Annotated in this window: 18 protein-coding genes; 9 read left to right on the top strand and 9 right to left on the bottom strand. The window is 67.1% G+C overall.

The window, feature by feature from the left end; translation table 11 throughout:
• Positions 1-42 precede the first annotated feature (42 nt).
• Entirely contained in the window at positions 43-816 is a 774-nt protein-coding gene (locus E5679_RS15975) for an IclR family transcriptional regulator (RefSeq protein WP_138417665.1), read from the top strand.
• 114 nt (positions 817-930) lie between these two features.
• Here the strand turns inward: E5679_RS15975 and E5679_RS15980 are convergent, their stop codons facing one another.
• The 5 genes from E5679_RS15980 to E5679_RS16000 form a co-directional block, all read right to left on the bottom strand.
• Positions 931-2,268: an MFS transporter gene (locus E5679_RS15980; RefSeq protein ID WP_212746986.1), complete on the bottom strand. Its 1,338-nt coding sequence runs from the start codon at positions 2,266-2,268 to the stop codon at positions 931-933.
• 246 nt (positions 2,269-2,514) lie between these two features.
• Positions 2,515-3,420, bottom strand: a complete 906-nt coding sequence (locus E5679_RS15985) for a ketopantoate reductase family protein (protein WP_138417667.1) — start codon at positions 3,418-3,420, stop codon at positions 2,515-2,517.
• 189 nt (positions 3,421-3,609) lie between these two features.
• The gene (mdlC, locus tag E5679_RS15990; protein WP_138417669.1) at positions 3,610-5,220 is read right to left on the bottom strand and encodes a benzoylformate decarboxylase; all 1,611 of its coding nucleotides are present in this window, start codon (positions 5,218-5,220) and stop codon (positions 3,610-3,612) included.
• A 124-nt stretch (positions 5,221-5,344) separates the two neighbouring features.
• Positions 5,345-6,859: an aldehyde dehydrogenase family protein gene (locus tag E5679_RS15995; protein ID WP_138417671.1), complete on the bottom strand. Its 1,515-nt coding sequence runs from the start codon at positions 6,857-6,859 to the stop codon at positions 5,345-5,347.
• Between the two features lie 34 nt (positions 6,860-6,893).
• Positions 6,894-8,135 carry an MFS transporter gene (locus E5679_RS16000; RefSeq protein WP_138417673.1) on the bottom strand — a complete coding sequence of 414 codons (1,242 nt, stop codon included), beginning with the start codon at positions 8,133-8,135 and terminating at the stop codon, positions 6,894-6,896.
• A gap of 559 nt (positions 8,136-8,694) precedes the next feature.
• Here E5679_RS16000 and E5679_RS20925 point away from each other — a divergent pair.
• From E5679_RS20925 to E5679_RS16025, 5 genes are all read left to right on the top strand, one after another.
• Positions 8,695-9,309 carry a TetR/AcrR family transcriptional regulator gene (locus E5679_RS20925; protein ID WP_171042416.1) on the top strand — a complete coding sequence of 205 codons (615 nt, stop codon included), beginning with the start codon at positions 8,695-8,697 and terminating at the stop codon, positions 9,307-9,309.
• A 253-nt stretch (positions 9,310-9,562) separates the two neighbouring features.
• Positions 9,563-10,870 carry an MFS transporter gene (locus E5679_RS16010; RefSeq protein WP_138417677.1) on the top strand — a complete coding sequence of 436 codons (1,308 nt, stop codon included), beginning with the start codon at positions 9,563-9,565 and terminating at the stop codon, positions 10,868-10,870.
• Between the two features lie 42 nt (positions 10,871-10,912).
• Positions 10,913-13,138, top strand: a complete 2,226-nt coding sequence (locus E5679_RS16015; RefSeq protein ID WP_138417679.1) for a glycoside hydrolase family 3 C-terminal domain-containing protein — start codon at positions 10,913-10,915, stop codon at positions 13,136-13,138.
• 1,121 nt (positions 13,139-14,259) lie between these two features.
• Complete coding sequence (locus tag E5679_RS16020; RefSeq protein WP_138417681.1) at positions 14,260-14,565, top strand: YciI family protein; 306 nt, start codon at positions 14,260-14,262, stop codon at positions 14,563-14,565.
• A gap of 320 nt (positions 14,566-14,885) precedes the next feature.
• Positions 14,886-15,326 (top strand): SRPBCC family protein, encoded by a 441-nt coding sequence (locus E5679_RS16025; RefSeq protein ID WP_138417683.1) that lies wholly within the window; start codon positions 14,886-14,888, stop codon positions 15,324-15,326.
• Between the two features lie 39 nt (positions 15,327-15,365).
• Here E5679_RS16025 and E5679_RS16030 read toward each other — a convergent pair whose 3' ends face one another.
• Positions 15,366-17,942: a PEP/pyruvate-binding domain-containing protein gene (locus E5679_RS16030; RefSeq protein WP_138417685.1), complete on the bottom strand. Its 2,577-nt coding sequence runs from the start codon at positions 17,940-17,942 to the stop codon at positions 15,366-15,368.
• A gap of 85 nt (positions 17,943-18,027) precedes the next feature.
• On the opposite strand from E5679_RS16030, the gene E5679_RS16035 reads away from it, so the two are divergent.
• Complete coding sequence (locus E5679_RS16035; RefSeq protein ID WP_249336177.1) at positions 18,028-18,603, top strand: DUF5655 domain-containing protein; 576 nt, start codon at positions 18,028-18,030, stop codon at positions 18,601-18,603.
• Between the two features lie 132 nt (positions 18,604-18,735).
• Positions 18,736-18,981, top strand: coding sequence for a hypothetical protein (locus E5679_RS16040; protein WP_138417687.1), 246 nt, complete (start codon positions 18,736-18,738; stop codon positions 18,979-18,981).
• Positions 18,982-19,014: 33 nt separating this feature from the next.
• Here the strand turns inward: E5679_RS16040 and E5679_RS16045 are convergent, their stop codons facing one another.
• Both E5679_RS16045 and E5679_RS16050 read right to left on the bottom strand, forming a co-directional pair.
• Positions 19,015-19,938 carry an NADP-dependent oxidoreductase gene (locus E5679_RS16045; RefSeq protein ID WP_138417689.1) on the bottom strand — a complete coding sequence of 308 codons (924 nt, stop codon included), beginning with the start codon at positions 19,936-19,938 and terminating at the stop codon, positions 19,015-19,017.
• A gap of 85 nt (positions 19,939-20,023) precedes the next feature.
• Complete coding sequence (locus E5679_RS16050; protein ID WP_212746987.1) at positions 20,024-21,295, bottom strand: MFS transporter; 1,272 nt, start codon at positions 21,293-21,295, stop codon at positions 20,024-20,026.
• A 153-nt stretch (positions 21,296-21,448) separates the two neighbouring features.
• Between E5679_RS16050 and E5679_RS16055 the strand changes: the two genes are divergently transcribed.
• Positions 21,449-22,102 (top strand): TetR/AcrR family transcriptional regulator, encoded by a 654-nt coding sequence (locus tag E5679_RS16055; protein WP_138417691.1) that lies wholly within the window; start codon positions 21,449-21,451, stop codon positions 22,100-22,102.
• Between the two features lie 46 nt (positions 22,103-22,148).
• Here the strand turns inward: E5679_RS16055 and E5679_RS16060 are convergent, their stop codons facing one another.
• Positions 22,149-23,483, bottom strand: a complete 1,335-nt coding sequence (locus E5679_RS16060) for a M23 family metallopeptidase (protein WP_138417693.1) — start codon at positions 23,481-23,483, stop codon at positions 22,149-22,151.
• Between the last annotated feature and the right edge of the window lie 25 nt (positions 23,484-23,508).

The following is a 23,508-nucleotide window of genomic DNA, read 5'->3' on the forward strand; positions in this document are numbered from 1 at the left end:
GGACACCGGCTTCAAAGTAGGCGGGCTACTACAATCGTCTGGGTGACGGACTCGGAGCGCTCTGACCCGACGCGTGAGAGTTCGGTGCTTCTGCGGGGTCTGGCGATTCTGGGGTGCTTCGACAGCCCCATGCCGGTTATTACGGCCGGGGCCATCGTCAAGCAGACGGGCCTTCCTCCGGCGACGGTGCACCGAATTCTGAGCATCCTCATCGAGGGAGGGGCGGTGGAAAGGGTGTCCCGGGGCTCGTACCGGTTGGGTTTGAAGATGTGGCGTCTTGGCTCGTCTGTTCCGCAGGCCCGGGTCCTCCGTGACGTTGCCCTGCCGTTCTTGGAGGATCTCTACGAGACTACTCACGAGGTTGTCCATCTGGCGGTGCGGGACGGTCTTGAAACCCTGTACATCGAGAAGATCTCGGGACGTGGCGCCGTCTCGGTCACGTCCCGCGTCGGTCGACGCCTTCCGCTTCATGCCACCGGTCCGGGAAAGGTCCTTCTGGCCTATGGGCCCCCGGAGGTCTTCGATCAGCTTGTGGCCCGGGGGCTACCCGCGCTCACTCCGCAGACGATCACGGACCCTGACGCGATTCGGCGTTCCATGGCGGAAATAAGGCGGTCCGGCTACGCGCTCTCGCGAGAAGAGTCATCGGCAGGGACCGCCTCGGTCGCCGCCCCGATCTTCGGCTCGCTGCGCGAGATCGTTGCCAGCGTCTCGGTGGTGGTTCCGGCGTCAACGTTCAATCCCCGGACGCTTGCGCCCGTCGTCAGGGCCGTGGCGCTGGGGATATCCCGCGGCATGGGAGCTCCGTCACGCTGAGGTGTCAGACCGAATGCGTGCCGCTGTCCTGGAGCAGCAGGCTCCAGGACAGCGGCGTGGCTGGTCCATATGAGTCGGCGAGCGTCCGGTGCCCCTTCCGACGAACGGGTCACGCTATGGCCGGCGGGCGTCGAGGCTGGGGCTGTCCGCGATGACTCTGGGGAGCAGGAGCATGAGGATCGTCCCGATCAGCAGGAATCCGGCGAGAACGAGGGTCGCGATCGCCGAGCTCCCGGTGGAATCGACCAGCCATCCGACTAGGAAGTTCGCCACGAAGCCTGCCAGATTCCCAAGGGAGTTGATGACCGCCAGGCCCACCGCGGCCGCTCCCGCGGAAAGGAAAGCCGTCGGGAGGCTCCAGAACAGGGGCAACGCGGTGAAGACACCAGCGGCAGCCAGCGCGAGTCCTAGCATCGTGAGGACTGTGTTGGCGGACCCCACGCTCACGATGACCAGGCCCGCACCTCCTAGACAGGCGGCGGCGCCGAGATGCAGCCGACGCTTTCCTGTCCTGTCCGAACTGCGAGCACCAAGGACCATCAAGACCAGGGCGGCAGCCCAGGGGATCGCACTCAGGAACCCGACCTGCAGGGGATCCGCAACTCCCGTGCTCTTGATCACCGCGGGCAGCCAGAACGCGATGCCGTAGGAACCCAGCACGAAGCAGAAGTAGACGGCGGAGAGCAGAAGGACTCGGCCGTCTTTGAAGCCGCTCCATGTGCTGTGGACGGACTTGTGCGACGCTTCTTTGTCGAGCTCTCTCTGGATACCGGACTTCTCTGCGTCGGTGAGCCATTGCGCAGTGGCCGGCCGGTCTGGCAGGAAGGCGAGAACGAGGAGGCCGACGAGGACTGCCGGTGCGCCTTCGATGAGGAAGAGCCACTGCCAGCCGCGCAGGCCGCCGATTCCTGTGAGCCCGTGGAGGATCCAGCCCGAGAGGGGTCCTCCGATGATGCCGGCGACTGGCGTTGCTGTGAAGAAGAAGGCGGTGGCCCGCGCCCGGCGGGGGCCGCTGTACCAGTAGGTCAGGTAGAGGATGACGCCGGGGAAGAAGCCTGCCTCGGCGGCGCCGAGCAGGAAGCGCATGAGGTAGAACTGCCATGGCTCGTGCACCACGAGCATCAGGGCCGAGATCGCGCCCCAGGAGATCATGATCCGGGCGATCCATGCACGGGCGCCGACCCGCTGGAGCAGGAGGTTGCTCGGGACCTCGAGGAGGAAGTACCCGATGAAGAAGATGCCAGCACCGAGACCGTATGCTGCAGCTGAGAAATGGAGGTCCTTGCCCATCTCGAGTTGTGCGAACCCGATGTTGACCCGGTCCAGGTAGTTGCAGATGTATGCCAGGAAGAGCAGCGGGATGAGGCGCAGGGTCACCTTGCGATAGGCACCGCTCATCGCAACACCGGGCGGAGACTGCCACGCCTTCGTGGCACGGTTCAGGCTTTCCATGACGGTTTCTCGCTCCTAGGTGTGAGTAGGGTGCTTGGCGCTGGTCGTTCCAGCCGTTGGTGAGGCTCTGGTTTCCGATGAGATGCTCGCCGAAGTTGGAGGGCCAGAGAGGAGGGCCTAACGTGCTTGAGCTCGATGTGGCCGCCACCGCGCAGGTCTACAGGGCGTCGGTCGACGACGCCGCAGGGACGTCGGCACGAAGGTTCCCGTGCCCTTTCCGAGGGGATTGGGCGGCCGTGACGTGGGTCAGTTTGCGGTTCTGATCCGCACCAGACGGCACAGGGTCTCGAGTACGGGCGTGGGGACGCCTGATTCCCTACCGGTTTCGACCACCGCCCCGCCGATGAAGTCGACCTCGGTGGGGCGCCCGGCCTCCAGGTCGGCCAGCATCGAGGTCTTGTGGGTGGCGTGGTTGGCGAATGCGTTCTCGATTGCTTCGCGGACCCGCTCGATTGAGAGGTCGATGCCTTCTGACGCCGCAACGCTGTGGGTCTCGGCCAGGACGGCCGAGATGAGGGCTCGCGCATCCGGGGACTTGGCCAGGTCGCCGATGACCTTCCCCGTCACGGCCGACAATGAGTTCAACGCTGCGTTGAAGGCGGCCTTCTCCCAGATGGGGATCCGGACATCGCTTTCGACTTTCGCGTTCAGTCCTGCCCTGTTGAACGCCTGGGCCACTTCGTCAGCGTGCCCTTGCGGGCCGAGCGAGCCGATGCGCACCGACCCGCGTTCACTGCTCTTGACACGGCCGACCGCTTCCAGGTCCGCCGGGAAGTCGGTCACCCCCGCCACCGTGTGTTCCGGTCCGAAGAACTCCATCAGGATCTTGGCGTGACCGAGGCCGTTTTGGAGAGTCAGTCCGACTGAACCGGGGCCCAGGAGGTGCTGCACGGATTCGACGGCCGAGCGGGTGTGGAATCCCTTCGTGAAGACCACGAACAGGTCAAAGGGACCGCGTTCGTCTTCGGCCCGTCGCGCCTTCACCGCGACATGTTCGGTGCCCTTCTCGGTCTCCAGGGAGATCCCGGAGGAGTTGAGGGCGTCGATCGTCCGCTGCTGGGTGTCGAACAGCGTCACGTCTTCCCCGGCCAGTTGGAGGCGTGCTCCGAAGAGCTGGCCCATGGCGCCGGCTCCCACGATTGCGGTCTTCACTGCATGATCTCTCTTTCTTCCTTGACCCACGCATTGCTGGGCTTTTCCGTGTTTCCGCGAACACCGCAAACCCCGCCGGATTCGCGCCGTTCTTGGCTGCGTGACCTTGGCTGGGAGACGGAAAAGCGGCGGGGACCGGACTCGGTGCACAGAGGGGTGGCACTCGTCGTCCTGCGCCAGGCGAGGTTGCTAGTGCGTGACCACTCTGGCGTCGATGAGGACGGGGCCTGTGGAGACGAGCGCCTTCTGGTATGCCTTCTCGAATTCCTCGCGGGTCGTGGTCCTCTCGGCGGTCACTCCGTAGCCTTCGGCGATGGCCACGAAGTCGATGCCGCCGAGCTTGAGGCCGGGCACGTCGGGGACGCCCATGCGCTGCGCGAATCCGGCAAGGGCGCCGTAGGCCTCGTTGTTGACGATGATGAAGACGGTCCTGGTGTTCCGCTGGGCGGCTGTGTAGAGGGCGGTGATGCCGTAGTTGGCCGAGCCGTCGCCCACGGTGGCCACGACGGTCTTGTCCGGGTCGCCGATCGACATGCCGACGGCGACCGGCAGGCCGAAACCGAGGCCGCCGGATGCCGGGAAGCTGTACATGCCGGGGCGTTCGATCGCGATGCGCTCGAGGTAGTCGAGGTCGAGCGTGGTGGTCTCGTTGACGTAGGCCACCGTGTCGTTGACGTTGGCGTTGAGCACTTCGAGGATCTCTGTGCCCGTCATGCCCTCGGAGGAGGTTCTGGCTGCCGGCAGCTTCCGGGAGCCGGCAGCACCCCGGCGGCGGCCACGGTCCCGCACGCCCTCGGCGAGGGCCTTGGCCGTGGAAGCGACGTCGGCGACGATGGAGCGTCCGAAGGGAGCGCGGGTGGCCTCGCGCGGGTCCTGGGTGACGTGGAGGACGGTGGTGCCCGGCGCGAGATAGTTGCTCGGCTCCCATCGGTGGTACCGGAACACGGCCGCGCCGAGCACGAGGACGACGTCGTAGCCGGCAAGGCGGTCCCGGACCGACTGGATTCCGGGCACCAGGACGCCCTCGAAGTTCGGGTGCGTGGTGGGGAAGGGGCCACGGGAGGGCGACGGGGCCACGAAGACCGAGGCGTCGGCCTTCTCCGCAAGGGAGACCACGGCGCCGAACACCTCGGGGTCCTGGATCGCGGCGGCGTCCACTTGAGGGCCCACCACGATGGCGAGCCTCTTCGCACTGTCGGCCGCGGAGACGAGCTCCGCCGACAGCTCAGCGGTAAGGGCCCCGGCAGTTGAGACCGAGCGCGCCATGAGGAGGGCGTCGTCCTCGAGCGCGGGCTGGGCCCAGTCGTCCAGGGGGACGGAGACGTAGACGGGGCCCTTCGGGTGGGTCGTGGTCTCGAAGAACGCCTGGGCGACGGTGCGGGGCACATCGGCGGCATCCAGTGGTTCGTGCGAGTACTTCACGAGCGGTGCGGGCAGGAGCGAGGCGTCGGTGCTGGCGAGCATGGTCTCCTGGCCCACGGTGCGGCGGACCTGCTGCCCGGCGAGGATCACCATGGGGATGTGCCCGTAGTGGGCGTTGGTGAGCGCGCCCATTGCGTTTCCGGACCCTGATGCCGCGTGGAGGTTCACGAGGGCGGGCTTTCCGGTGGCGCGGGCGTAGCCCTCGGCCATGCCGACGACGACCTGTTCGTGGAGGCCGAGGATGAAGTCGAAGTCTCCGTCGAGGCCGGCGAGGAAGGTCAGCTCGTTCGAGCCGGGGTTGCCGAAGATCGTGGTCAGCCCGTGCGCCCGGAAGACGTTCAGGGCTGCTTCAAGGACTGTGCTCTGGGTGGTTGCCACTTCTTATTTTCCTCGGAGGGTCTTGGTGTGGAACGTGTCTGTGTGGCGGGGAATGGGACCCGGCGTGCTCAGTGCCTGCCGGGTCCCATTCTCAGCGCGGCGGCGCCTGGCGGGTTGGCCGGGTTCAGAAGGGGACCGGGCCCATCGCGGTGCGCACCCCGACCCAGTGCAGGGTCGTGAAGTCCTCGATCGCCTGCTCGCCGTTGAAGCGGCCGATGCCGGAGTTCTTCTCGCCGCCGAACATGACGTTGGGTTCGTCGTTGACGGTCGAGTCGTTGACGTGGGTCATGCCGGCCTTGATGCCGCGGGCGAAGCGCACTCCGCGCTCGACGTCGCGGGTGAACACGGCGGAGGAGAGGCCGAACTCGGTGTCGTTGGCGATCCGCAGGGCATCGGCCTCGTCCAGGGCCTTGATGATGCCGATGGCGGGGCCGAAGATCTCGTTTCTGGCGATGTCCATGTCCTCGGTGACGTCGGCGAAGACGTGGGGGCCGATGAGGCGGCCGTCGAGCTGGCCGCCTACTACCTCACGGGCGCCCTGCTGCCGGGCCGAGTCGATGAGCCGTGTGACCGTCCGGACCTGGTCGTCGTTGACGAGCGGGCCGAGGAGGACAGCATCGTCCGTGGTGTCCCCGGCGACCAGTTGCTTGGCACGGGCGGCGAAGCGCTCCACGAAGTCGTCGTAGACGGCCGCGTCGACGATGATGCGGTTGGCCGCCATGCAGATCTGCCCCTGGTGGAGGAATTTCGCCATGAGGGCGCCGTTGACCGCTCCGTCGAGGTCCGCATCGTCCAGGACCACGAGCGGGGCGTTGCCCCCTAGCTCAAGGGCCACGTGCTTCATGTGCCCCTGGGCTGCAAGCGAGCCGACTCGCTGTCCGACCGGGGTGGAGCCGGTGAAGGAGATCATCGACGGGATGGGGTGCTGGACGAAGTGGTCGCCGATCTCGGAGCCAGCGCCCGCGACGACGGACAGCAGGCCTGCCGGGAGGCCGGCTTCCTCGAAGATCTCGGCCACGATCAGGCCGCCCGAGACCGGGGTGTCCGAGGCCGGCTTGAGGACCACTGCGTTGCCCAGCGCAAGGGCCGGGGACACGGAGCGGATGGAGAGGTGCAGGGGGAAGTTCCACGGGGAGATGACGCCGATCACGCCGCGGGCCTCGCGGTAGACCCGGTTCTCCTTGCCCGGGAAGGCGGAGGGGTGCAGGGTCCCGTGGGCGCGGTTCGGGAAGGTGGCCGACTCGCGGGTGATGCCGATCGCGGAGCTGACCTCGATGTTGGCCTTGAGCGCGGAAGATCCGGACTCGACCCGCAGCAGCGCGGTGATCTCCGCGCGACGGCGTTCGAGGATCTCGGCGGCCCTGCTGATGACGGCCGCGCGCTCGGCCGGCGGCGCTGCGGCCCATTCGCCCTGGGCCCGCGCTGCGGCATCGTAGGCCTCGTCGACGTCGGCGGCGGAGGCGCCCGGGAACGAGCGCAGCTCGGCACCGTTGACGGCGGAGGTAACGGTGATCTTGCGATCCGATGAGCCGTCGCGCCAAGTGCCGCCGAGGAAGGCCCCGGCCTTGAGCCCTTGGATCACGGAGCCAGCATCGCTGGAGACCTGGGTCGGTGTGGGAGTAGTCGTGGTTGCAGTCATGAGAGCCCCTCTGGGTTCGGTGGAGGATTGGAGTTCAGTTGTGGGTGATCGGTGAAGCGTGCGCCCCGGCCGTCTGCGACTCGGACGCACTGGGGCGCGGTTTGGGCACGGCCGCGATCGCGGCCACTCCGAGCAGGGCTGAAGCGGCGAAGACGTAGAAGCTCATCGGATAGGCGAGGTGCGCCACGACGAGCATGCCTGTGATCCATGGGCCCGCGATGGCACCGAGCCGGCCGAAGGCCGAGACGAAGCCCATTCCGGTGGCAACTGCCGTCCGCGGGTAGATGTAGCCGACGAAGCCGTAGACGAGGACCTGGGCGCAGAAGACGAAGATCCCGGTGACGAATATGAAGCCGTTGAGCACCAGCTGGTTGTCCATCTTGAGGCTCAGGACCATGAGCAGCACCGCTGCGGCCCCGAACCAGAACATCGTGGTGCCCTTGATCCCCCTCCGGTCCGCGACGCGCCCTCCGATCAGCATGCCGGCCACCGCTCCCACGTTCAGGACGAGGAGCAGGACGAGGGAATCGGACACGTTGTATCCCGCGCCGCGCATGAGCTGGGGCAGCCACGTGTTCAGGCCGTAGACGAGCAGCAGCCCCATGAAGGCGGCAATCCAGAGGCCGATCGTGATCCTCAGGTAAGGGGGCCGCAGGAGATCAGCTACGCGGACTGCGCTGCTTTCGCGCTTCACGACGGCGGCGGGAGCCGTCGCAGTCCTCGTCTCCGGGAGCTTGGCCCACATGACCAGTGCTGCCACCACCCCCAGCACGCCGCCGATATAGAACATCACGGGCCACTGCCTGCCAGCCAGGATTGCAACCAGGGACGCGAGGATCGCACCGACGTGGTAGCCCGTCATCGTGATGGTGCTCGAGTGCGCCCGGGCGTTGCCAGGGGCGGCTTCCTGCATCGCCGTCACAGCGACCGGCATACAGCCGCCCAGGCCGATGCCCGCCAAGAAGCGGAGGACCCCCATGATGGTGGTGTTCGGAGCCAGCGGGAACAGGATCGTGAACACGGAGAAGGCCAGAACGCAGGCGATCAAGGGGATGCGCCGACCGTAACGGTCAGAGATCGGGCCGATCAGCGCCGCGCCCACCCCGACGCCCACGGACGAAATAGTGGCGACGAACGTCGCACTAGCGGCGTCGATGCCTCCAAACTTCGTGTCCAGGAGCGTCGGGATGGCAGCGCCGAGCGCAACGAGGTCGTATCCCTCGAAAACAACAGTCAGCCAACACAGGCTGACGATCCAACGGCGATGTGGATCCATGGCATGAACTTCCTTGTCTACGCCAGCCGAAGCCGTCCTAGCGGGTGGGGTGCGGGACCGCCGATCCTCGAATTCGAGGTCCAGGGGCGACCCGCCTGACCGCAAGTAGACCCTTTCCATGATCCACGCCACAGGCCTTGTCTCACTCAGCGGAAAATGGTCTGCCTCCCTCGGCAGGAGGGAGAGGCATCAAGCCTCCCCGTGGCCGGGAGCGTGCATGACAGGACGAGACGGATGGCGCCCCAGTCAGCAGCCGCGGGTGGCAACTCCGCCGCCGAACGGCGGGGCCAGGCGGTGGTGGACTTGGACCTCGGGGCGGCCGCGTACCCGGTCCGTTCGTGGAGCCTGTGCCGCAGGGCCTGGGGCGGTTCTGACACCTGTCGGAACCGCCCGGGCGGAGGTGAATGGTCGCGCGGTACACCTGGGGGTCCCTTGCCAGAAGTGCGAGCCGGAATCCGTGCGCCTTCCGCCCGTCTTGCCCAGAGGGGCTGGAGGGGGACCTGTGGGCGATGTTGACGCGGGCTCGCATAGGCTTGAAGGGGACCGGGAGGGGAGAGGAATGTCGCCACGGGCGGAAAGCATCGCCATCAAGGGTGAACAGACGCGCAAGGCCGTGTTGGACACGGCGATACAGCTGTTCGGCGAGCATGGCTACGACGGCTGTTCCCTCAGCCAGATCGCGAAGCGATCAGGCGTTGTCCAGTCGGCCCTGCACTACCACTTCGGGACCAAGGACAGGCTGCTCGCGGAGGCACTCGAATCCCACTACCCGCGCTCGGCCACCCGGCCGGATCTCGAGGCAATCGAACGCGGTGAGACCACGTTCTCGGAGGAGATCGTCCGGGTGACGGCCAAGAACGCCGCAGATCCGCACCTGGTGAGGTTCTTCTCGGTCATGAGCGGGGAGTCCCTGACCGAGTCCCATCCCGCCGCTCGCTTCTTCCGTGAACGCTATGCCATCGTCACCACCGGTATGACCAATGCGATTGCCCGCTCGCAAGGTGTCACCGATCCGGAAGCGATCTCCCGGCTGGCCCTGCTCGTGCGCACCGTCTACGCGGGGATGGATGGGCTCCAGATGCAGTGGCTCCGGGACCCAGAGGTGGATCTAGTAGGAGGAGTGCGCCTCCTCGCCCGGATGGCAGAAGCGGAAATCCAGCGGATCGCTGGCTAGACGGGAGTAGCCGCCTCCGCAGGCGCTAGTCCATACCGTCAGCCCGCCTGCCTCATCGGACAAGGCGGGTTCGATGCCCGGACAGCCTCCCCGGGATCATTCTGGTTCCAAGGACTCCTTCGCGGGGCTCAGTCAAAAATCCCAAGATTGCGTGAGGCGTCTCACACGGGCTAACATACAGGTCGGTCGACCAGTATGTTCTGGAAGGCCTCGTCGTCGAAAGAACCCGAACACCCGAACACAAAGGAGTGTCATGTCTGAGGCAGCAACGGCGCCAGGCGCGGTCCGCATCGCCGAGACCGTCCCCGAACGGAATCTGAGAGTGACGGGCCAGCGCGTGGGCGCCTGGTTCGTCATCAAGTACATTGCGGCGCTGACCGGGCTCTGGGTCGCGCTCATCACCCCCGCCTCGGTGACACTCGCGCTCCGGGTCGGGCAGATCGACCCGACCGGCAAGGCAGCGTCCCTGGCCCTTGTCGCCAGCGTCGGGGCGGCGTGCGCCCTTTTCGCCAACCCCCTGTTCGGGGCACTGAGCGACAGGTCGACCTCGCGCTTCGGCCAGCGCAAGCCGTTCATCCTCGCTGGTTTCACCATCGGGGTTCTCGCCGTACTCGGCATAGGGCTCGCTCCCACCGTCGCCATGGTGGCCGCCGGTTGGGCCGTGGCCCAGATCGCCTTCAATGCCTCGGTCGCGGCGCTGATAGCGATCCTGCCCGAAAGGGTCCCGGAGGGGCTGCGGGGGCGGGTCTCGGGCTTCATGGGCATGACCGGCCAAGTCGGGGTTGTCGCGGGCACCTTCCTGATCCAGATCGTGGGAACGACCGGGGCAGCGATGTTCATCGTCCCCGCGGTCCTCGGCGGCGCCCTGCTGCTGCCCTTCGTGCTCACGCTCAGGGAGGCCCAACGTACGCGTGAGGAGGTCGGCCGAATCACTGCGGCGAGCCTGATTGGCTCCCTGTGGATCAACCCGTTCCGGCACCGCGACTTCGGATTCGCCTGGATCGGCCGCTTCCTCGTCTGGACGTCGCTGTATCTCCTGACTACCTACAAGACGTATTTCCTCATCGACCACCTTGGCTACACCACTGCCAGCGTGGCGCCCATCCTGACCCTTGCCATGTTCGTCCTGGCAGTCGGAGTCGCGGTCTCGAGCATCTCGGGCGGCTGGCTCTCCGACAGGCTGGGACGGCGCAAGGTCTTCGTCGTGCTGGCGTCGCTGCTGTTCGTCGCGGCCATGCTCGTGGTCGCGTTCTCCGCCACGGTCGAGGGATTCCTCATCGGCATTGCCCTGGCCGGCCTCGGCAACGGGCTCTACATGGGGGTGGACTACGCCCTGGTCGCACAGGTGCTTCCTGACAGCACCTCGGAGGCCGGCAAGGGAATGGGAGTCTTCAATCTCTCCTCCACCATTCCGCAGACCATTGCGCCAATGATCGCCCCGGCACTCCTGGCCATCGGCGCCACAGGAGCCGCCGCCAACTACACGAGCCTCTACCTCAGCGCCGCCGTCCTCGCAATGCTGGGAGCGCTGTTCGTCACGTTCATCCGCCGCGTGAGATAGCAGCCCCGGCCCCCACTCCACAGCCCACCGAAGGACAGACCCTTGAGCCCGAGCACGAACGACCGACTCCTCCTGACCACCGGGGCAGGGTATTGGACCACACACCCGATCCCGGAGGTCGGACTCCGCGGACTCCGCCTCGCAGACGGGCCCCACGGCCTCCGCGTCCAGGACGACGACGACCCCGACCACCTCGGCCTCGGACGGAGCGCTCCCGCGACGTGCTTCCCACCGGCGGTCGCCCTCGCATCGTCATGGGACCCGGAGCTCATCGCCGAAGTGGGCACCGCCCTGGGGGCCGAGGCCCGCGCAGCCGGAGTCGACGTCGTGCTCGGGCCGGGGATGAACATCAAGCGCAGCCCCCTGTGCGGCCGCAACTTCGAGTACTACTCAGAGGACCCGCTGCTCGCCGGCGCCCTCGCAGGGGCCGCCGTCGCCGGGATCCAGTCCCAAGGCGTCGCCGCCTGCATCAAGCACTTCGCCGCCAACAACCAGGAGACGGACAGGCAGCGCGTGAGCGTGGACGTCGACGAGCGGACCCTGCGCGAGATCTACCTGCGAGGCTTCCAGATAGCCATCCGGGACGCCAGCCCCTGGGCGATCATGACCTCCTACAACCGCATCAACGGAACCTACGCCTCCGAGAGCCGATGGCTCCTGACCGAGGTGCTCAGGGGCGAATGGGGCTTCGACGGCGTCGTCGTCTCGGACTGGGGAGCCGTCCACAACCCCGTCTCCTCGCTCGCAGCCGGCCTCGACCTCCGCATGCCCGGCCGCCCGGACGACCCCCGGCCGGCAGCGGCACTCGCCGCCGGTGAGCTCGACGAAACGGCACTGGCCCGCGCGGCCGAAGCCCTCGGGCGGCTCGCGGACCGGACCCGGCCCCGATCCGCCCCTCCCGTCATCGACTACGAGGAGCACTACAGCCTGGCCCGGCGGGCCGCCGGGGAGTCCGCCGTGCTTCTGGCAAACAATCGCCAGGCTCTTCCCCTGCACTTCGCCCAAGGGAGCAGCGTCGCCGTCGTCGGCGAGCTCGCACGCACCCCGAGGTTCCAAGGCGCCGGCAGCTCGCTCGTCAACTCGTACCGGTCGACCTCAATCCTCGAGGCCCTATCGCAGCGGGCCGCGTCGGCGGGAACGGACCTGCAGTTCGCTCCCGGCTACACCCTCGACGGCATGCCAAGCGGCCTCCTCCTCGAGGAAGCGGCCGAGCTCTCGCGCCAGGCCGACACTGTCCTTGTCGTGGCCGGACTTCCTCCCGCCGCCGAGGCAGAAGGCCGCGATCGGAGCGCCCTCTCGCTCCCAGATGACCAGATCGACCTGATCCGGGAGCTCTCGGCCAGCACCCGGGGGACGGTTGTCGTCGCCCTCGTCAACGGCTCAGCCATCACGACCAAGGAATGGCGGGAGAGTGCAGACGCCGTCGTGGAGTTCTGGCTCACCGGCGAGGCGCACGGCGACGCCGTCGCCGATGTCCTGCTCGGCGACGTGAACCCCTCCGGGAAGCTCGCCGAAACCATCCCGCTCCGGCTCGAAGACACCCCCGCCTACCTCAATTTCCCAGGGGAACACGGGCACGTACGGTACGGAGAAGGCGTCTATGTCGGCTACCGCTACTACGACGCACGCAAGCTCGAGGTCGAACACCCCTTCGGCCACGGCCTCTCCTACACTACGTTCGACTACTCCGACCCGACGATCTCGCTGAAGCCCCTCGAGGACCCCGTAGCCTTCACAGCCGAATTCACCCTCACGAACTCCGGCAAGCACCACGGAGCGGAAGTCGCCCAGCTGTACGTGGAAGACCACGGCAGCACCCTCGACCTCCCTCCGCAGGAGCTGCGGGGATGGCGCAAGATACGCCTTGCACCAGGGGAGTCCCGACGCGTCACCATCACAGTGAACCGGGAAGACCTGCAGCATTGGCACCCGTCCGCCAACGCCTGGATCCACGAAGGGGGGCGGGCCACGATCAGCATCGGCTCCTCCTCCCGAGACATCCGCCTCCAGACCGAGGCCGACATCCCGGGAATCATGGTGCGCCCCGAACTCACCCCCTTCTCCACCTTCGGCGAATGGCTCGAGGACCCAGCAGCCGGCGAGAGGATCCGCGCCCTGCTCTCCGAGCGAGGCGGCATGCGCGGCCGCGCGGGCGACCTCTACAACGACGAAGGCAGCCGCGCCAGCATCCTCAGCCTTCCCATGCTCGCCCTCGTCGAGTTCCCGGGAGTTCCGCTCAGCCAAGAAGACCTGAGCCTCGCGCACTAGGGCGATCGACGTGGGCATGATTCCCCATCAGTCTGACCGGGCGTGAGGTTGATGATGGGGCCGCATCGGTGGGACGAGATCGCCGCCTTCGTCCTTCTCGCCGTCGTGCCTGTGTTCTTCATCCTCGCCTTCGTCCTCGAGCGCTAGAACTCCGGAGAGGAGTTGAGTCCCACCCTGTCGAACCTGGTACTCAGGACGCAGCAGCCGTTCGCCTGCGCGACGAACGGCTGCTGCTGCCACTCACGTGAGTTCCTTGGCCCAAGCTTTACCGGGCATCGGAGGTCGGCAATCTAGTCAGCGCCGTTGGCACACCGAGTCCGAAGAGAGGCCGGTGCGCGTCATCTCATCCACGGCCCAGTCAAAGGTTCAATCTCGCCGATGCTGAGAATGCTTGAATCTTTTACTTTACGTAATGGAGATTACGTCAAGCCGCCCGCGAGTGGTGCGGCATCCGTCACCCAGAGTTGCCCCGCCTGGCCCGGCCGTATGTGCGACAGAGTGTGGCGCATCTGTGGGTGAGACACCGCCTACACCTAGGCCGCAACCGTGATGTCGCATCGGTTGCAGCCCTGCCGCCGATGAGGACCGTTGACAGCCGAGGCTTCTGCGAGGTCGCCGAGCGTGCACTTGGAGGAAGGCAGCAAGCGGCGCTTGGGTTCCATTCTTCCGCAGGTTTGCAATTTCGGACTTTATCCCGGTCTGCATGCTCATCGGCATCAGGGCACTCCCGCTGCGTCTTTCTCGCCGGATCGCGGTTCTTGCCGGATCGCGCCGGCTCTCCACTCTTGAGCGGAAGAGCGGTACGGTTGCGGCACAGCGGCGGAAGGACATCCCATGGCCCGCTTCCTCACCGAATACCACGACACGCCCTGCCAACCGACGAACACCGGGGTCCTTCAAGGCGCGCTTTGGCTACGGGCCGAGACGAGCCGGGGTCGATTGAGTGGCGGCTTCGGCCCACCTCTCCTCCTGGACGGCCGGCCCGCTGCGGCCGCTCGATATCGGCTGGCTCCTGTTCGTCGACGCGCGCTCGCTCGCCTACAGAGCAGCTTCCCCGGTGGCCCGCAGTCCATAGCTCCTGGCCATATGACGCAACTCACCGATTGGCTTGAGGTCTGAACGTGCCGCGCTACCTCATCACGTATCACGGGTTCCCCTATCCGGACATCGACACCGCTGCCGAGCAGCGGCGGGCCTTCCGCGCGTGGGCAGAGAAGTCGCTCGGGCGCGCGATGGTGGACTTCGGGTCGCCGCTCTACGATGCCGGGCAGATGTCTGCCACGGGTGCACCGGTCGAGCCGGTGGAGATCGACGGCTACACGATCGTCGAGGCGCGGTCCGTTTCGGAGGTCCGCGAACTCCTCGCCGGCCATCCGTTCCTCTCCCTCGGCGGCACGATCCAAATCAACGAGTGTCTGGACGTGTGAGTCACGCCCTGAGACGACCTCCACTAGGACTCGAGTGGTGCGGACCGAACCAGTGACCCGGCTGGAAGCCGGTTCCGTTGCTCCATGCCGAGTCCGATCTGGGGCATATTTGGGCCATTAAATCCGCGAGAATCGAAAGGTCGCCCGACCGCCGCCGGTGGGAGCCACACCTGGAAGGACCCCCCGCGGGAGCGGGGGTCCGCTCGGAAGGCGCGGCCACCTCGGTCCCAGACCCGCTCGGACGTATGCTCAGAGGCAGAGAAAATCCCTACGGGCGACCACAGGGAAACGTCCGGTCGCCTCCACCGCGGGAGGGGCGCATGATCGACGTGACGGTCGCCGTCGTCATCAGGCGGCCACGGGCCGAAGTCGCGGCCTATGCGGCCAACCCTGATACCGCCGCGGAGTGGTATCAGAACATCATCGCCGCCGAAAAACGGACCTCGGAGCCTCTCGCTCGGGGCAGCGAAGTCGACTTCACGGCCAGATTCATGGGACGCACCCTGAAATACACCTATCGCGTCGAGGACTTCGTCGCCGGGCAGCGGCTCGTCATGGCAACCGCTGAAGGACCCTTCCCCATGCGGACCACCTATGAGTGGAAGGACACCGGGGGCGGCACTCTCATGACGCTGCGGAACGAGGGCGGGCCAAAAGGCATCGGGGCGATCGCCAACCCGCTGATGGCTCTCATGGTCCGGGCCAGCACTGCCAAGGACCTCAGGCGGCTCAAGGCGATCCTCGAGGCGCAGCCCGCCTGACCGCGGGGCGGACCCTGGGGATTGATGTGGCCCCGGGTCTTAGGGTGCCGCCTCGTCGAGGGAGACCGTGCCACGCGAGCCGTCTACGGTCACAATCGTCCCGGTCCTGATCCTTTCGGTGGCCCCCGGGACGCCGACTGCTGCAGGGATCCCGTATTCGCGGGCGACGACGGCCCCGTGGGACATCGCCCCGCCCATCTCCATGACCAAACCGCCTGCCGTGAGGAAGAGGGGGGTCCATCCCGGATTCGTGGAGGGGGCCACGAGGATTTCCCCGGGCTCGAGGCGGGCGCCTTCGGGAGAGAGGATCACGCGCGCTCGGCCGGTGACCACACCGGGTGAGGCCGGTGTGCCCGTGAGGTCCCCGCCTGCACTGGCGCCGATCATCGCTTCGACGTCGGTTCCGTCGGAGAGCAGTACTCGCGGGATGTGCTTCCGCTTCCGTTCACGCGCGAAGACCGCGCGCCTCTCGGCTACGACGGCGCGCAGGTCCTGCCCCGCAAGGGCGCGCCTGGCCTCGGGGACCGTGAGGAAGTACACGTCGGAGGGGTCGTCGATCCGGTGGTCTTCTGCGAGCTGTGCCCCTACAGGCTTCAACAGTTCGCGAGCGGGGCTGGCAAGGAGCCGGATGAGATGGAACTTGGGTGCTTCTCTCATGCCGATGAGCAAGCGCACGCGCCGCAGCGCGAGGCGGAGGGCGGCCCGCCGCGCCCCGTGCACCCGGCCGAGCAGCTCCTCGACCATGGCATCTGCTTCCCGGGCGCCCTTGGCGAACTGAGCCTCGGGGTCGGGCAGCTCGTTGCCGAGGCGCACATAGTTGGCCAGTGCTCCCAGGAGGTGGGTCGGGTCCTCGGACCAGCGTGGCGTGCCGATGTCTATTTCACTGATGCAGCGGAAGCCATAGCGCGACAGGAAGTCGGCGAGCGCTGTCTGCAGCACAGGCGGAAGCGATCCGGCCCGGTAGTCCTGGGCGAGTTCGATGGGCGGGCGATCGATCAGCGCCGTCCTCGATGAAGGGTCGCGTCGTGCTGTGGCGCCGACCTGCCAGAGCGCCAAGTCCATCTCGGTCGTGGGATTCCGCGGCGCGCCGCGCGTCACGGTCCTGAGCTCGTCTGGGCTCGCACGCCCGCCCAGGAGCCGGCCGGCAAGTCCCAGCGAGAGCATCGCCGGGGCGAGCGTGCCGACGAATCGTGGGAACATGCGGGGCGGCGCTTCGACCACCAGCCGTTCCACGGCATCAAGATGAGCGCTCGCATCCCCATCGGTAGGCATCAGGGGGCGCGCGATGGCATCGAGTTCGCGGGAGAGCCGCCTCGGTGCTCGGCCCGGGACAAGGAGGGTGCGGAGGGCCCGGGGCGGTACTCCCAGACGCAGCAGAGGCTCGGCGATTCGCCGCAGGGAGGAAGCCTTCGAGCGGCTCCGAGGACTGAATCGCGGATCGTTGGCGAGGACGGCGAGCAGGGCCGAACTCCGCGATTCGGCGACGCCGGCCACGAGGCGGAGCAATCGGTGTCCGATCGGATCCCGCAGCGGACCCGTGACGTCGACGTGGAGGCGCATCGCGGCTTCGACCACCATCGACGGGCCAGCCGCCACATCCCGCGGCGCGATGGCCCCGCGCGACCGTCCGCCAAGCGCGCCCGACATGCCAGAGCCCAGGAGGCGGAAGAACTGCATCCCCATGGGCGTGATCGGCTCGAAGTACCCCTGGACCACATTCGCGGAGAGATAGACGCGCAGATCGCGCGCGGGGTCGGGCGCCCCGGCGGGCAGCGGGTACAGCGTGGTGATATTCCTCGACTGCACGAGCCAAGGCCGGCGCTCGGCATCGAGTGCGAACTCGATGTCCTGCGGGGCACCGAACAGCCCCTCGACGCGGTCGCCGACGGCGGCAAGCTCCGCGAGTTCGTGCCCGCCGAGGACGGGGACGCTGCCGGAGATCCGACTGCGGACGACTGAGCCCTTCGCAGTGTCGACGGCGTAGTGGTCCGGGGTGACCTCCCCCGACACCAGGGCCTCGGCAAGGCCGGGAACCGCATCGACCGCGGCCCGCCGCCGTGTTCCGGTGAGGGGATCAGCGGTGAACAGCACGCCGGCGGCGGTCGCGTCCACCATCTTCTGGACGACGACCGCCAGGGCGACGCCCCGTGCATCGATCGCGTTCGCACGCCGGTAAGCGACCGCCCGGTCCGTCCAGAGGGAGGCCCAGCATCGGCGCGTGGCGTCGAGAAGCGCGTCGTCGCCGACGATTCCAAGATACGTATCGTGCTGCCCGGCAAAGCTCGCCTCTGGCAGATCCTCCGCCGTGGCCGACGAGCGGACAGCGACGGGCACCGATCCCAGCGCGTGGTAGGCCTCGAGCAGTCCCTCGGCAACGATCGGAGGAACGGCAACCGCGCGGAGCCTCTCAGCGGCACCTTGCGGATCATTGGGGTCCGCGTAGGCCTGAGCGGCGGCAATCCTGTAGGCCGCGGTCGTGAGCACAAAGCCGTCCGGCACCGGAAACCCACCGCGGACGAGTTCGCCGAGATTCGCTCCCTTTCCTCCCGCCAAGGCCACATCTCCGGACGAGAGGTCCCGCAGGCCAACTACGAGGGGGCCAGAATCGCTCTCCATGCCCTCAGCGTCCCACCTGCGATTCCGCGCCGGAAGGATCGGCACCATTGGAGGGTGACCGCTCCCATCGCATAGCCTCGATTCCATGGGCGAAGCACCGCGGACCTGGAAGGGCATGATCGAGTGGAATCAGTCCCTGCTGCTGCGGAAGACGGGCCATGACATCCACTGGTGGGCTGACCGCGCCCGACAGCAGGGCTTCAGGGACAATGCCGCGCTCGGCGCATGGCTCCGGGACGAACAGGGCGTCACCGGCTACGCCCAGTACGCCGTCTCGTGGGAAGTGTTCGGCTATCCCGAGTTCATGCTCAGGGACGCAGACGAGCTCCTCGAGGGCCAGTACGCTGACCGAGATCACCTCAGGCCCCTCGCCGAGGCGATCCTCGCCTGGGCTGAGACGGCCGACGGCGTCGCGATCCAGCTGCGGAAAGGGTACGTCTCGCTTCTCTCGCCCAGGCGGAAGTTCGCCCAGGTCACAGCGGCAACCAAGTCCGCCGTCGACATCACCTTCCGCTGGCAAGGGCCCACACCCGAACGGCTCGAGCCCATCCGCGTGCGCGCCGACGACCCGTTCGCATGGCGGGTCCGGCTGCGGTCCTCAGAGGACGTCGACGACGAGCTGTTCACGCTCCTCAGCGCCGCCCTCAAGCAGAACAGCTGACAGGCCCGCCCGCATCCCTGACAATGAAAGGAGGCAGGCCACCTGCACCGAGCGCATTTTGCCAGCGCATAGGGAAGGGCACGGGTGAATCAGAGCCAGATCGTCAGGCGCCCAGGTGCTTGGGGACCGATCGTGATGTCGCTGACGGTCCTGGTGATGATTGTTGCCACTCTGACCGGCACGGGTGTTTCGCGTCAGTCGGATGAAGGCGCAGCAGCGCACATCTTCCAGATCTGGCTCGTCGTGGAGGTCGTGTTGATCGCAGCTTTCGCGGTCCGGTGGGTGCCCCGGAGACCAAGAGAAGGGCTGATTGTCCTGATTGTCCAAATCGCTTGCGCACTGGCGGCATGCGCACCGGTTTGGTATTTCAGGCTGTGACTTGGAGGGGCATCCGTCGCCGGTCCACCGACTTCACCTGTTAGGGCGGATGCTGATGATCGTCTTTCCCTTGCGGCGGACGGTGGGGTTCAGGGCGGAGACCGCCTGGTCGAGGGGCGCGATGCTGTCGATGTTCGTCCGCAGTCGGCCGTCGCGGACCCGCTGCACGATCTCGACCAGCTCGGCGCGATCAGTTTCGACAACGAAGTCGACCGCCAGGCCGTCGGCCGGGCGGGCCTCGACCGGCCCGACGATGGACACCAGCGTTCCCCCGGGGTTGATCAGGGCCGCGGATCGCTTCTGGATGTCGCCTCCGATGACATCGAAGACCAGGTCGACGCCGCCGAGAGCGTCGAGCGCATCGTTCTCGAGGTCGAGGAACTCGTGCGCTCCGAAGTCGAGCGCCTTCTCACGGTCGGCCGCACGGCCTGTGCCGATGACATAGGCACCCGCCTCACGGGCGAGCTGTGTCACCATCGTCCCGACCGCCCCGGCCGCGCCGTGGGCAAGGACTGTCTGGCCGGCCTGCAGGCGGCCGTGCTGGAACAGGCCCTGCCATGCGGTCAGGCCTGATATGGGCAGGGATGCGGCTACCGTGAAGTCCACGTCGCCTGGCAGCGGGGCGAGGTTGCGTGCTTCGATGGCCACATACTCGGCGAGGGTTCCGTCGCGATGCCAGTCCGCGAGGCCGAAGACGCGCTGCCCGACGGACAGCCCGGTCGTGCCGTAGCCGAGGGCGCTGACCACTCCGGCCACCTCATGTCCGGGGATTGACGGCGTCTTGTCGTGGCCGGCGCGGTCCGTCCAGGTGGACGGCCAGTCCATCTCGGTCGGGACGAACCCCGAGGCATGGACTTGGACGATCACGTCATTGATGGCCGCCGTCGGCTCGGGGCGATCGGCCAGTGTCATCCCGGCGAGTCCTGCAGTCTTGTCTGTTGCCACGATGGCTTTCATTGTTTTCTCCTCTTTCGGTATCTCTGGGTGGAAAGTTGAAGCGAATATGCCGGGTTATCCGGGATGAGCGTCAGCGCACTGACATTCATTGGCGGGGGCTCTCTGCTGCGACGCGCTGGTCGTTAATCGCTGGTGTGCGGGGATTGTGCGCGGAGAGGGCCGTGAACAGCGCGGCGAGGAGCGCGAGGCCCCCGTATCCGAGTGCGAGCTGCGGCAGCGAGAAGGCTCCGGAGAGCTGAGCCGAGATGAGGCTGGGGGCGGTCGCCCCGCTGTAGGAGATGAGGTAGACCACGGCGAGGATCGGTGCCCGGTCGGCCGAGGTTCCGCCGTGCAGGAGGGCCCCGGTGGCGGCGCTGATAGCGATGCCCTGGCCAGCCCCGGCGAGGACGGTTGCCGCGATGAACAGCGGCAGTGCCCCTGTGGCGATCGCGGTGATGAGGCCGATCCACCCCACCAGGAATCCGGCCATGCCGATCCGCTGAGCTCCAGCCTCTGTGAACCGGCCGCCGATGGGAGCCCCCAAGGCGCTCGAGCCCATGTACGCGGCGAACACCAGGCCGAGCACGAGCGGGCTGCTGGTTCGGAGCTGGTCTTGGACCAGTGCGGGCACAAAGGCCTGATAGAAGGCTCCAGTTGCCCAGGTAGCGAGGAAGACCGCGGCCGCAACGGGGAGCAGATGCCTGACTCCGACCGGCAGGCGGACGCTGGGCCGCAGTGACCCCCAACCGCCCCGTGTCCGGGTCACGGTTTCGGGGCTGACAGCGATCATCAGCGCTGCGAGCAGGAGGAAGCCGATGTCGACGAGGTACACGAGGCCGCGCGGCCAGGGTCCGAGCTGGACCAGGGCACCGGATACTACGGCGCCCACGGCCAGCCCGAGCATGACCGTCTGGCTGGAGGCCACGGAGGCCAGCCAGGCCGGCTTCGCCGGGGCCGCGTCGACGATGTAGGAGGTAAGGCTGCTGCTGGCCAGCCCCGCACCGAGCCCCATCAGCAGCCGACCGGCGATCAGGATGCCGATGTGGTGCACGTTCAACAGCGTCAGGGTTCCCGCAACCAGGAGGGCGAGGCTGGCGATGGAAACCGGTCGCCTGCCTGCATAGTTGGACAGCCAGCCCATGACCAACAATGTCCCGAGGGTCCCGACCGAGTAGGCGACCACCGTCAGGGAGATGTCGGCGCTGTTGAACCCGTCCTGAGCCCTATAGATGTTGAACAGCGGAATCGTCGATCCCACCGTGGCGAATGACGCCAGCAAAGCGACCACCGCCGAGGCGAAGGCCGTCCATAGCGATTCGCCCCGGCCAATCCGTGCTTTCCCTGGTCCTAGCTCGACAGGCACGTTCGGTCTTGGCACAGCAGACACCTCCTAGGGGCCGGGAATGAGCGGCGGTCTGTAAACCGTGATCGCGACCCATGGATCCGATTTTTTGGGCTTGCCAGCCCAGTTCCTCCATTAAGCGCCTTAAGAGTGGGCTGTCAAGCCCACTCTTGCCTTACACTAGGAAGCATGAAAGCCAGTGCAGGGGTCCGGGAGCCGCGGAAGCTCACCGACAAGGGGCAGGCGACGCGTGAGCGGATCCTTGAGCACGCTGCCGAGCTCATCTACACCAAGGGTGTTCATGCGACGAACAACGAGCAGCTCCGACGGGCCGCCGGCGTCAGCGGGTCCCAGCTCAACCACTACTTCCCGACCAAGGAGAGCCTCGTCCTAGCGGTCATCGAATGGCGTGCGGAACGGGTTCTCTCGTTCCATCGCAGCGAGCGGTTCGCCAGCTTCGACAGCCTGGACGCGTTGCGGGACTGGGCAGACTTCTATGTCGGCTTCGAGCGCGCGCATCAGGAAGGCTGCACCCTCGGGTCCCTCGCGAGCGAGATCATCAAGACCGACCTCGACGTCCACGATGAGCTCGCAAAGGCGTTCGAGCAGTGGGGGGACATCTTCCGCGACGGTCTCCAGCGCATGCAGAAACTCGGCCGCATCAGCGCCGACGCCGATCCCGTGCGCCTGGCCAACCTGCTGCTTTCGGCGTTCCAGGGCGGCATGCTCCTCTCCCAGGTCCAGCGGAACACGACCCCGCTCAGAGACGCCCTGCAGGCCGCCATCGACTACGTCCAGACCTTCGAGACCTCTCTCGACTCCGCCTCACCCCGGGTTCAGTAGCCGCCGAGCCCGGTCGGCGGGCTGTTCAGCGATCATCGCTTCTGTCTCAGAGCAGGGTCATCGGATCCACGGGTGTCCCGTTGAGCCACGTCTCGAAGTGCGCATGGCACCCCGTGGAGTTGCCCGTGCTGCCCGAGTAGGCGATGAGCTGTCCTTGGGTCACGCTCTGCCCCGGAGACACGACCACGTTCGAGTTGTGGTAGTACACGGTGGTCAGCGCATTCCCCTGGACGACTCCGTGGGAGATCTGGACAGTCCAGCCGCCACCGCCCGTGGTCCAGCCGCCGACCGTGACGGTCCCGGCCGCCGCCGCGTACACGGGGGTCCCGCACGGGGCCCCGAAGTCGATCCCTGTGTGCATGTAGCCGCCGGTGCCGAAGAAGTCGATGGTTCCGGGCGGCGTCGCCCGCCATCCGAAGCCCGAGGTGATCGGGATGTCGTAGGCGAATGGGTGGCGGAGGCCGAATGCGGACGGCGAGCCGAGATCGGTGGACTGGCGGCGGGCCGCCTGCTCAGCGAGCCATTGCTCGCGGAGGCGACGGTCACGATCCGCGATCTGCGAGGCCACGCCGTCCTGCTCCGACTTGACGTTCGCGATCTGCTTCTGGATCGCCGGCCGCTGAGCCTCGAGGTCCTGATTGAGACGGTCTGCGTCCGCGACGAGATTGTCGATGGCGGCCTTCTTGGCCGCGGCGTCATCGCGAGCCGCCTGTTCGCGCGCGAGCGCTGCGTCCGCCTGGGCTTTGAGATCGCGGATCTGCTCCTCGACGGCCTCGAGTCTGGCCTCCAGATTGACGTTGGCCGCGCTCTGCTGGTTGAGGCTCGCGAGCTCCGCGTTCTGCGTTCGGATCGCCTGATCGGCGAGGTCGACGCCGCCCGTGAGGCTTCCGCTGCCCGAGTTGCCGAAGAGGAGACTCAGATCCGAGGGCACCCCACCCGACTTGTAGGCCTGCGTCGCGATCTGTCCGATGAGCTTCTTGGTGTCGTCGGCCTTGCCACGCTCTTCGTTGAGCTGCTGGGTGATTTTGGCCTTGTCCTGCTGGGCCGCGTCAACACGGACGGCGAGGGCTTCCGCCTCTTTGGTGGCGGCGGCTGCACGGCCTTGGGCCTCGAGCAGCGCCTGCTGCGCCCCGGGCAACTGCGCACGGTAGTTGGCGAGGTCCGACGCTGCCTGCGCGATGCGCCCGTCAAGGAATTCGAGCGAGGACTGGACCTGCTGGGCCTGGTGGTCCAGGTTCGCCTTCTGGTTGTCGAGGTCATCCGCGCGGGCTGGTCCGGTCGCAGCAGCAGTCAGGGCCAACGCCATGGCCGCAGCCGCGGCTGCGACCCGCAGCCTGGCCGCGGCCATTGGGCGGCCGATCGCCGCGCGGTTCCTTTCCATGTATTCACTCTCAGAGCCCGCCGTA

It is taken from the genome of Sinomonas gamaensis (genome assembly GCF_005876955.1).
In the GTDB taxonomy this organism is placed as follows: domain Bacteria; phylum Actinomycetota; class Actinomycetes; order Actinomycetales; family Micrococcaceae; genus Sinomonas; species Sinomonas gamaensis.

Bases quoted from the DNA above. Each gene is read 5' to 3' on its own strand.
- E5679_RS16030 (WP_138417685.1), bottom strand. From the start codon at position 17,942: ATGGAGAGCGATTCTGGCCCCCTCGTAGTTGGCCTGCGGGACCTCTCG.
- E5679_RS15980 (WP_212746986.1), bottom strand. From the start codon at position 2,268: ATGGAAAGCCTGAACCGTGCCACGAAGGCGTGGCAGTCTCCGCCCGGT.
- E5679_RS16000 (WP_138417673.1), bottom strand. From the start codon at position 8,135: ATGGATCCACATCGCCGTTGGATCGTCAGCCTGTGTTGGCTGACTGTT.
- E5679_RS16035 (WP_249336177.1), top strand. From the start codon at position 18,028: ATGGGCGAAGCACCGCGGACCTGGAAGGGCATGATCGAGTGGAATCAG.
- E5679_RS16055 (WP_138417691.1), top strand. From the start codon at position 21,449: ATGAAAGCCAGTGCAGGGGTCCGGGAGCCGCGGAAGCTCACCGACAAG.
- E5679_RS16025 (WP_138417683.1), top strand. From the start codon at position 14,886: ATGATCGACGTGACGGTCGCCGTCGTCATCAGGCGGCCACGGGCCGAA.
- E5679_RS16060 (WP_138417693.1), bottom strand. From the start codon at position 23,483: ATGGAAAGGAACCGCGCGGCGATCGGCCGCCCAATGGCCGCGGCCAGG.
- E5679_RS16045 (WP_138417689.1), bottom strand. From the start codon at position 19,938: ATGAAAGCCATCGTGGCAACAGACAAGACTGCAGGACTCGCCGGGATG.
- E5679_RS15995 (WP_138417671.1), bottom strand. From the start codon at position 6,859: ATGACTGCAACCACGACTACTCCCACACCGACCCAGGTCTCCAGCGAT.
- E5679_RS16010 (WP_138417677.1), top strand. From the start codon at position 9,563: ATGTCTGAGGCAGCAACGGCGCCAGGCGCGGTCCGCATCGCCGAGACC.
- E5679_RS20925 (WP_171042416.1), top strand. From the start codon at position 8,695: ATGTCGCCACGGGCGGAAAGCATCGCCATCAAGGGTGAACAGACGCGC.